This is a genomic window from Enterovibrio nigricans DSM 22720, assembly GCF_900167155.1.
GTDB classification, from domain to species: Bacteria; Pseudomonadota; Gammaproteobacteria; order Enterobacterales; family Vibrionaceae; genus Enterovibrio; species Enterovibrio nigricans.
This window is the reverse complement of sequence record NZ_FUXU01000026.1, coordinates 43,643-53,085: the sequence shown is the minus strand read 5'-3', so window position 1 is coordinate 53,085 and position 9,443 is coordinate 43,643. Positions and strand designations below refer to the sequence as shown.

Genomic DNA, 9,443 nt, shown 5'->3' with positions numbered 1-9,443 from the left:
ATTGATGGGTGTAGCCGATCAGATCGTAGCTTCTAGATTTAGTTCCATCGATTTAAGCAACAAAGCCTAATTTTGCAGCAGAATTATCCAGCCCCTCCTGTGTTATGCTTTGTGCTGAATGGGTTATGCGATTGAAGTTCACTTCGCTAGTTGTGACCCAGGGTATGTCGCCATCTTCCCAGTAGTTGCTTTTTTTACGAGATGGGGTGCCACCACTTGTAATACTCGCTATTGAGCCAAGTGTATTTACTTTCCAGCCAATTGGCAGTCGGTTAGCTTGAAACTCATTATGAGGTTGCCAGTTACCATTTGAATCTTGAACACCTACGCCTTCTGAAAATAGCTTTTGCATCAGTCCAGTTTTGAGCTTTTCGGTTTCAGCTATCTTTTGGTCAATGAGGTCAATCTTCTTATCAACAGTTGATAGGACTTCTGCGATTTTTTGTTGTTCTGTCAAAGAAGGCAAAGGAAACTCATATTTTGAGACTACCTTCCAATCTGCACGAGGCATTTTTGTGCCACATGACTTATTTGCTTGATCTAGAAAAGAATCAGTTTGAACCAGATAATATAAGAAGGTTTTTTCTATAAGCTTATTTGGAGACAGTACCCAGATTTCAGAGCTGCACACACCATTGAATGGTGCTAGTGCAAACTTTTTTAAATAAGGACGTAATTTGCCAAACAACACGTCACCTTTAGAAATTACATTCTTAGTGCTAGTGCTTTCTAAAGTATTGGAGCACCCAATTATTCGACCAGACTGTTGCTCAATATGTTCTAGCTCTATACACTTTCTTTCATCACTTTGAGATTTTGGATCGAATTTTGGGCACTTGATTGAGACTAATGTACCTAGCTCTACAGATGCCCAATCTACAACGGCATTAGTCATTGTTAGTGACCTCTAATCCCAAGTATTTAAGATGATGAGATAACTTTACTTCACATTCTGTAATCTCAGACTCTATTGTTTTTAAGCGATCTAAAACTAACGATAGATCAATAGCTTCCTCTTCCTCAGAGGTATCAATATAACGGCTTATATTGAGGTTAAAGTCATTCTGCTTAATCTCTTCGATATCGACCACTCGTAGGTATTTATCAATAGCGACGGAATCCAATAGCTCTGAAAACTTATCTTCTGTTTGCTCCCCTGCGTCTACAAGTGTTTGCTTCGCCTTATTGTATTCAGTCGTAATACGTTTGATATCGGCTTCACGTAGGAAGTTCATCGCTTTGCCTTCACCAAACTCAGCAGAAGCATCAACGAAGATAACCTTGTTCTTTAACGCCGTAGGCTTGTTTTTGTTGATAATCAACACTGCCGCCGCGATACCCGTGTTGAAGAAAAGTGCTGGCGGCAAACCAACCACACCCTCAATCAAGTCGCCTTTAAAATCATCTTTGCCAACTAGCATGCCTTTACGGATTTTTCCCTCATCACCTTCACGAAAAAGCACTCCGTGGGGCACAACCACACCGATGCGACCATCGTCTTTGGTTGATGCAATCATATGCTGAACAAAAGCCAGATCCGCTTTGGTACGTGGAGCAATGCCTAGACCAAAACGACCAAATTTGTCTTTTAGTTCAGTCGAGTATTTTGGCGCGATTTCGGTTTCTTTACCGTTTTTATCGATCTTGGTCTTTTTGTTTACTTCTAGTGGTTCCCACCATTCTTTGATTGAAAACGGAGGGTTTGCGATTACTCGGTCAAAGGTTTGTAAGCCTTCGCCACTTTTGTGTAATGGGTTAACCAAGGTATCACCACGCTTGATGTCCCCATCAAGGTTATGCAAGAACATGTTCAGCTTGGCAATAGCCCACGTACCTAGATTTTTCTCTTGACCGTATAACTTACAGTTTGGTTTCCCCATCACTGTACCGTTGGCGTAGTTCTCTTTGATATGACGCGCTGACTCAACCAGCATGCCGCCACATCCTCATGTAAGGTCATAGATTTCATGCCCTGGTTGTGGGTCAATCAGTTTTACGATCAGCTCTACTACTTCGTGCGGGGTATAGAACTCGCCACCTTTTTTGCCAGCATCATCGGCGAATTTACCAATCAGGTATTCGTAAGCATCACCAAGCAAGTCAGCCTTGTAAAGGTTCTTGTTGCCCAGTTTATGTTGGTTGAAGTGGCGAAGCAGGCGCATGAGAAGCTCGTTGCTGAGCTTTTCTTTGTCACCGAATTGGATCGCTGTTAGCACTTTTTCTAAGGTTGGGTTTTGTTCTTCAATTTTGGCAAACGCTTCATCGATAGATTCGCCAACGTTTTCCGATTTCTTGGTGAAATTTGCCCAACGCGCATCCACTGGCACGAATTGCTCTGGGTTATCTTCTAGGATAATTTCCATTGCTACGTCAGCACTGCAATCTTCTTCATCCATCACGGCTTGTACGCGCTCGTCAAACACATCAGAAAGGCGCTTAAGGAAAATAAGACCAAAGATATAGTTTTTGAAGTCTGAGCTGTCTACAGTGCCGCGCATGATGTTTGCGCTGCCCCAAAGCCATGTCTTAAGCTCTTCTAAGCTGATCTTGTCTGCTGTTTCGACAGTGGTGGTATTGTTTGTCATCTGGATCTCTTTAGCGTTCACGGCTTGCCTTGTTGGTTAGTCGGCAAAGAACAAAATTTGCGGGCATTATAGCGCAACATAGAGCAATTGAGAGACAAAGGTCATGATATTTGAGACTCGCACGGAAACGTGCGTTTAGGAGCTTATACCCTGCCACCTTTGCTTAGGTTGTAACTGTATAAGCAGTAGCTATAGGTAGCAGGGATAGAGATTTAAGCTGCGATGTCCACTGGGATATAGTAGTTGGCATCCATTTCTGCATATGTCGCAGCATGCTTGTGAAGGGTTACGCGTGCTTTATTGGTGTTGCCGCTGAACCTTGCCATTTCAAAGCCGAGCGAGGAGAGCAATTTTTTCAGGTACGATGTTGCTTTATTTAATTTGGCTTCTTTGTGCAAAGGTTTCGTGATGTGCAGTGCTTCATCTAAAACCCAATTCAAATGTGTTCTTTGGTTGTAGCAGTGCTCAACTATGATACGAACGTCATCTTTATGAATAGACAGGCTCTTTTCGATTTCGCAGAAACCATGTTCTTTCAAAATGGTTTGAAAGATAAAGTTCGCAGTATCTTGATGTTTTGGCTGTGTATTTTGCTTAACTTTATGGCGTTTAACAAAAGGAAATGCATCAAAGATATCTCTGTGTTTCATAAACTCATAATGAAAAAGAACATCATCTTGTTCCACGGCAAGGAGCTGGTAATCTGTTCTGATTCGGCGTTTGGTTAAAGCCGCATTGTCGGATGATGTACGAGCGTTTGATTCGCGTAGATTGACGGCTTGTTCGCTCGATAAATTCGGTGCGTTTACAATCGCCTCAATGAGCAATGTTCTGTATGTCTTTTGTTGTTCGTTTACACACTTTTTAGCTAAACATTGATCCATAAGAGAAGAGGGGGCTGATGCCGTAGTAAACCCTAGTTCTTCCAGTGTTATGTGCATGTGCAAAGCGAATGAAGAAAAGAACATGTGCTTTGAGTTTAAGAACTCAATATGGAGTGCATCTGTCGCTTGATAGTGAAATCTTGAGTCATATTTGATTTTGTGAGTTTTAGGTGCTGAGAAATCCGCAAAGGCATCAATCGCAAACCAAATCGTTTTTGCTGTGCGAAAGCGTCTTGCAAAGTTTACTAGTTCTAGCGGTGCTAGTGTTTTATCGCAGAATACGACAACTTTATCGGAAAAATGCGTTGTAATAGAAAAACCAGAACCTAGGCAAGGGGATGCCATAATGGCCTTGTACTTGCTAATTTCATCATTTGGATTAGCTAAAAAAGCGCTCTGTTTTGGCATATCTTTGTTATCACCATGAATCACTAGTACACCGTCAGCAAGTGCTGATTTTTCGCAATCAAGCTTGTTTTCATTTTCATACCCTAACGACTTGGTGACGTTGCGTAGAGTTTTTAGAGAGTCAAACAAGAAGATTTTATCTTGATTAAACTGCTTATGTAGGTGGAGATTAGATATGTATTGGTTTTTGTCAGTAATAACGGCTTTGATGTTGGCGTAAGGGTTTGCAGTGCAGTTTAGAAGCGTCACTTCACCTCGCAACCCCTTGATATAACTCAAACCGATGTTTGATATGTCAGCATCGCCCACAATCAGTTGCGGAACATTGCGGATAATCTCAGACAAGCACTCGAAGACAAGCTGTCTAGGTAGTTTTTCGCTATCTTTAGAGCAAACGATCGCACTCAACACTTTTTCAAACTCATCAATGATAAGAATGTCAGTCTGCTTTAGAAAAGTAAAAATGTGCGTCTTCCAGATGCTGTTGACTACGACTCCGATCGCAGAGGCTTCTTCTAACTTTGATAGCTCATCGTTGTAACTAGTTGCTAGGTTGTCAGTGCAGTATTGTTCAACTAAAGCTGTGAGGTATGACAGGTAAGTCACCTTTTTATTCTGCTTCTTTGCTGTTTGCGCCACAGGGCCAAAGACATGTTTGGTTTTCCCTGTTCCAGTCGCTGACTTAATTGCGAGGGTACGCGTGTTATTGATTAGCTTGGCGCACTCGGGTGTATCTAGGCTTTTTACCGTTAAGAGATCGGTTTGAACGGTTGGACACATAAATTTTTTAACCTGAGTGCGACAATGACTAAGTTGTTCATTGAGAGCATGACGTAAAACGGGCTGCTGTAGTTTGTTAATTGCGTTTACGGCATGGGTCGCTAAACATGAATCAATAGTGCTGTTGATCAGTGGCATCGTGCGAAGTAATTGAGTTGCTAGCGATGTGATAACATCAGGACAAGAAGTTAATGAGCAGCATAAGCTAAGGTAGCTCACGATACTATAAAAGTCATTTAACGGGTGGATTGTGCCTGTTTTGATATCTAAGACTGGTACACGAGCATTTTGATAGTTATATGCCATCACTTTTGCTGTTAGCTCAGGCAGCATTTTCGAGTCAACAACAAGCAAAATGTCAAAGCCAGCATCTTTATAATAGCCAATTACTTCACCCGCATTGATACTGTCGTTGCTTAATGCAACGACTCGGCGTTCTGTTGCCACATATTCAATGAATGGTGAGATCAGAATCGAAACAGACTTTACGGCTTTGTCTGATGATTGGATGAGTGTGTGCTCTGCGGTTTGAGATTGTGCGATGACGTTCATTTATTCTTATTCCGTGGTCAACGCAAAGGTGCAAAATTCTCTAGATAATATATATAACTAAGAAATTCTGCACTTTTGCTAGCATGCTAAAGCATACAATAAACAATTGGTTTAATTGATTTTGTGCGAATTGCTTAGTTAAGCAGCTAGTGATAAGAAACTGTTGTCGAAGAGCGCTTGACGTTGTTCCACTAGAGTTGCGACTACTTGTTGTAGATCTTGACCTACAACGATGGCTGCAAGAAATGTGTCGATTTCATGAGCGAGAAAACCCACAGAATTTGCGCCTAAAGGAATAGAAGGTGGAAAAGTGCCGTCATTGATTTTGCGGTGCAAGGTTGCACGAGAGAAAGGGATGCGCTTTAGTACGTCAGCTTTACGTTCGATTTTGATTTGAATTTGAGTGTGGTTCATAACAGACATTACCTTCTACGAGACGATCCGCACTAACTAGTTCTGCGCATCCCTAAATGTTATGGGATATGCCATCTGAAAGATCAGATAACTTGCTGCGTCAGGAGTCACCGATGCAATACATTGATGCACCTAAGTGAACTTGATGTTGTTGCTGTAATACCTATCAGAGCGATATTAAGCGGGTTAGTTAATGCTAAATCAAAAAAATAATAAATAATTACTCTCAGTAGACTGCCCTTGTGGCAGAAGGCGATTAAGCCAGTAAGTGTCTGTTCTCCATTAAGAAAAGTATTTATTGAACGAGGTATGTTTTAATTGAGATCCCGTCGTTCGTCAATATTAAATTATTTAATTTGCTGATTAAGTGTGATCTTTATCACTCAAGTAGTGCTATTTGACTTCCTGTTGCCGCCAGCATTCAGCAAATAGTCAAGAACTCGTAGAGGAGTGGTGGAGATATCTGGCTGATAGCATTCGATATTAATGTTCCTTCCTGGTCTGGTGTAATTATCTTGATATGCTTGTTTATTAATCGTTTGCTCCTTGTTATGCGGTGAGCTAGGAGAGCACTTAGTCTGTAATCTAAATGCCCTCAAAATCAGGCAGCTCAATGTTGTTCAGGTTTTGCAATGGTGTTAGTGTTTTTTGAGGCTTCAAGGATGAAGTCACTCCACCACGTCATGATTTTTCGTCGTTCATCAAGGTATTCTGCGTTATTGTAGATATCTCTGATTGTGTTTGAATCGACATGAGCTAAGCAGAGTTCAATCGCATCTTTATTGAAGCCATGTTCGTTCAGCGCGGTGCTACCAATTGATCGCATACCGTGGCTTACGAGCTTTCCAGACATCCCCGCGCGTTTAAGAGCAGCATTCACACTTTGGCTATTCATATGTTCGCCTGTCGATTTTCCACTAGGGAATACGTACTTTTGGCCGAACGAAATTGGCTTCATGAATTCTAAAAGCTGAATAGAAGCGTATGAGAGCGGTATTTTATGGTCTCGCTTCATTTTCATTTTCGTGCGACTGATGACCCAAAGTCGTTTGACAAAGTCTATTTCTGACCACTCTGCACGAGCGCACTCAACTGGGCGAGTTAGGGTATGCAGTTGAAATTCAAACGCACAGCGAGTGATGTGCTTAATGTTTGCTAAAGACATTTTTTGCATTAATAGGTTTAAGTCTTCAGGTTTTATCGTGAGCATGTGCTCTACTTCTGGCTTTTTAAAAACTTGTCTAATTTTTGATAGTGGGTTTGATTGGAGTTTTCCGCAGTTAGTTGCGTAATCCATTATTTCATTCAAACGTTGACAAACACGTTGGACAGTTTCAAGAGTGCCTTTTGCTTCAATCGGTCTTAAGACCTGAATTACGATAGGACAGGTGAGTTCATGGATCGGAAAATTACCAAGATTTGGAAAAACATGAAGTTCAAGAGAGCGCCAAATATCATCTGCATAATTTGCAGATACTTTATGACTTTTTACTTCAAACCATTCTTCAGCAACTGCTTTTAATGTTGATGCTTGAGCGATCTGAGCATTGATGCGTTGATTATCTCTATATGTCTTTGGATCGATACCTTCAGCAACCAAGGTACGCATCTCTCTTGTTTTTTCTCTAGCCGATGCAAGGGTGATATCAGGAAAGATACCTAAGCCAACGTTTTTACGTTTTTTAGTTATGGGGTGGATGTAATTGAATAGCCATAATTTTGAGCCATTGGGTTTAATTCGTAGGTACAGACCGTTACCATCAGCCAGTGAATATTCTTTTTCTGCTGGTTTTGCTTTACTAACTTGAGTTGTAGATAAGGGCTTGATTTGTCTAGCCATTTTATTTTCCTTTGCGATGTAACAACAGAATGTGACTAAATTCTGTGGTGTTGCAAAGGATGTTACTAAAGAAGAGAGATTAAGTGAATCACGATGAGATAGTGTGAGACGCTCAATGCTAGGTATTACAAGGCTTTAGAAAAGAAAACGGGACATCCTGAGATGTCCCGATACGCGTATTTGGTGGAGCTGGCGGGAGTTGAACCCGCGTCCAAAATCAGTCTAACTAATGGCGCTACATGCTTAGTCTATCTTTAATCTCGTCAGTGTGCTGCGAATAGACACGCTACAAAAAGACATACCCGAATTATCTTTAGCGCTTCAGCTATCGAGTCAAAGCATCCACGCGATCCTGTTTGGGTTTGACTGCCCTGATTCCCCGTCCTACAGGCGGAGGCTAGGGAGGGCAGGCTCTCAGCAGGTTATTAAGCTGCTAGTGCGTAGTTTTCGTCGTTTGCGACTATTTTTTTGCGGCTTTTTACGAGGCAAACCGCCCCTCGGCATGCTCCACGAGCCTTCTTGATCCTGTCGAATCCTGAATCAGCCCCGGAATTATGTCGCAGATACTAGCATAAAGCTCTGCTGCGTCAACGATTATCTGACTGCAGCCTTCATGATACGTGCTTTGTCGCGCTGCCAATCGCGATCTTTTGATGCATCGCGCTTGTCATGAAGCTTTTTACCTTTCGCCAGACCAATCTTAAGTTTAGCCCATGACTGTTTCCAGTACATGGACAATGCGATAACAGTGTAACCTTCGCGGTTCACTTTGCCAATCAAAGAGTCGAGTTCACGACGCTTAAGCAGCAGTTTTCGCACACGTGTTGGGTCGGCAACTACGTGAGTAGAAGCAACGTTAAGTGGCGTGATTGTCGCTCCGGACATAAAGGCTTCGCCATCGCGGAAGAACACATAGCTCTCACTGATGTTCACCTTGCCTGCACGGAGGGCTTTCACTTCCCATCCTTGTAGCTCAAGCCCTACTTCAACATCGTCTTCGATGAAGTATTCGTGGCGAGCTTGGCGGTTCTGCGCAATTGTATTGCTGCCCGCTTTATTCTTTGAATTTTTCTTTACCATAATGGCCCCATTATACGGCAGTGATTCTCTCTGGCGATATACTTTTTATGGGTTTTTTTGCCTAAATTCAGTCCAGTGATATGATGTCGGCATCGACCTATGAGGAGATGCTATGCCACGTATTACCCGTTCTGCCCTCGTGCCGTTTAGTGCAGAGCAAATGTTTAAGCTTGTGAATGATGTTGAATCTTATCCGTCGTTCTTGCCTGGCTGCGCCGGTTCGCGCGTGTTAGAAGCAAGCGACAGTGCCATGACTGCGTCTGTGGATGTGGCAAAAGCGGGCATTCGCAAAACCTTTACCACACGTAATGAGTTGGTAAGCGGTGAGGCGATCAAAATGGAGCTGGTTGATGGCCCGTTCCGTAAGCTGGTCGGTGGTTGGAATTTTACTTCCCTAGATACGGATGCCTGTAAAATCGAATTGAATCTGGACTTTGAATTTAAAAACAGTCTGGTGGAGATGGCGTTCGGTAAGGTGTTTAACGAGCTGACCCTGAACATGGTAAAAGCGTTTACCCAAAGGGCGAGAGACGTCTATGAGCGATGAAAAGCTGCTGCATGTAGAAGTGGTGTACGCGCTGCCTACTGAGCAACGTGTGTTTAAGGCGATTGTGACACCAGATATGCATGTGGAAGACATCATCCGCCATTCTGGGGTGCTGGAAGCGTATCCAGACATTGATTTGAAAAGCAATAAGGTGGGTGTATTCAGCCGATTGGTGAAGCTGGATGCATTTGTACATGATGGCGATCGCATTGAAATTTATCGCCCTTTGGTGGCCGATCCGAAAGAAATTCGCCGCCGCCGTGCTGAACGCATGAAAGCGGAAGGCAAATCTGACCCAGTAACGGGCGGGAAAGTGAACCCTCAGCGTAAAGCAGAGTAGGGTTAAACAGTAA

General features: G+C 42.7%; 7 protein-coding genes, 1 other RNA gene and 1 pseudogene. 2 read left to right on the top strand and 7 right to left on the bottom strand.

The window, feature by feature from the left end:
• Positions 1-52: 52 nt before the first annotated feature.
• From B5D35_RS11320 to smpB, 7 genes and pseudogenes are all read right to left on the bottom strand, one after another.
• Positions 53-895: a restriction endonuclease subunit S gene (locus tag B5D35_RS11320; protein ID WP_078752686.1), complete on the bottom strand. Its 843-nt coding sequence runs from the start codon at positions 893-895 to the stop codon at positions 53-55.
• Positions 888-2,498: pseudogene (locus tag B5D35_RS11315) on the bottom strand (type I restriction-modification system subunit M). The gene B5D35_RS11320 and the pseudogene B5D35_RS11315 overlap by 8 nt, the downstream one beginning before the upstream one ends.
• A gap of 299 nt (positions 2,499-2,797) precedes the next feature.
• A complete protein-coding gene (locus B5D35_RS11310; protein WP_078752685.1) occupies positions 2,798-5,209 on the bottom strand; it encodes a hypothetical protein in 2,412 nt (803 codons plus the stop codon).
• Positions 5,210-5,347: 138 nt separating this feature from the next.
• Positions 5,348-5,623 (bottom strand): helix-turn-helix transcriptional regulator, encoded by a 276-nt coding sequence (locus B5D35_RS11305; RefSeq protein WP_241753149.1) that lies wholly within the window; start codon positions 5,621-5,623, stop codon positions 5,348-5,350.
• 610 nt (positions 5,624-6,233) lie between these two features.
• The gene (locus B5D35_RS11300; RefSeq protein WP_078752683.1) at positions 6,234-7,463 is read right to left on the bottom strand and encodes an integrase domain-containing protein; all 1,230 of its coding nucleotides are present in this window, start codon (positions 7,461-7,463) and stop codon (positions 6,234-6,236) included.
• A gap of 181 nt (positions 7,464-7,644) precedes the next feature.
• Positions 7,645-8,011, bottom strand: a transfer-messenger RNA (tmRNA) gene (ssrA, locus tag B5D35_RS11295).
• Positions 8,012-8,057: 46 nt separating this feature from the next.
• Positions 8,058-8,543 (bottom strand): SsrA-binding protein SmpB, encoded by a 486-nt coding sequence (gene smpB / locus B5D35_RS11290; protein ID WP_078752682.1) that lies wholly within the window; start codon positions 8,541-8,543, stop codon positions 8,058-8,060.
• 112 nt (positions 8,544-8,655) lie between these two features.
• Between smpB and B5D35_RS11285 the strand changes: the two genes are divergently transcribed.
• Positions 8,656-9,090: an SRPBCC family protein gene (locus tag B5D35_RS11285; protein ID WP_078752681.1), complete on the top strand. Its 435-nt coding sequence runs from the start codon at positions 8,656-8,658 to the stop codon at positions 9,088-9,090.
• Complete coding sequence (locus B5D35_RS11280) at positions 9,080-9,430, top strand: RnfH family protein (RefSeq protein WP_078752680.1); 351 nt, start codon at positions 9,080-9,082, stop codon at positions 9,428-9,430. Before B5D35_RS11285 ends, B5D35_RS11280 begins: the two co-directional genes overlap by 11 nt.
• Positions 9,431-9,443: the final 13 nt, after the last annotated feature.

Excerpts from the sequence above, each read along its gene's own strand:
- B5D35_RS11280 (WP_078752680.1), top strand. The coding sequence starts at position 9,080 with ATGAGCGATGAAAAGCTGCTGCATGTAGAAGTGGTGTACGCGCTGCCT.
- B5D35_RS11320 (WP_078752686.1), bottom strand. The coding sequence starts at position 895 with ATGACTAATGCCGTTGTAGATTGGGCATCTGTAGAGCTAGGTACATTA.
- B5D35_RS11300 (WP_078752683.1), bottom strand. The coding sequence starts at position 7,463 with ATGGCTAGACAAATCAAGCCCTTATCTACAACTCAAGTTAGTAAAGCA.
- B5D35_RS11305 (WP_241753149.1), bottom strand. The coding sequence starts at position 5,623 with ATGAACCACACTCAAATTCAAATCAAAATCGAACGTAAAGCTGACGTA.
- B5D35_RS11285 (WP_078752681.1), top strand. The coding sequence starts at position 8,656 with ATGCCACGTATTACCCGTTCTGCCCTCGTGCCGTTTAGTGCAGAGCAA.
- smpB (WP_078752682.1), bottom strand. The coding sequence starts at position 8,543 with ATGGTAAAGAAAAATTCAAAGAATAAAGCGGGCAGCAATACAATTGCG.
- B5D35_RS11310 (WP_078752685.1), bottom strand. The coding sequence starts at position 5,209 with ATGAACGTCATCGCACAATCTCAAACCGCAGAGCACACACTCATCCAA.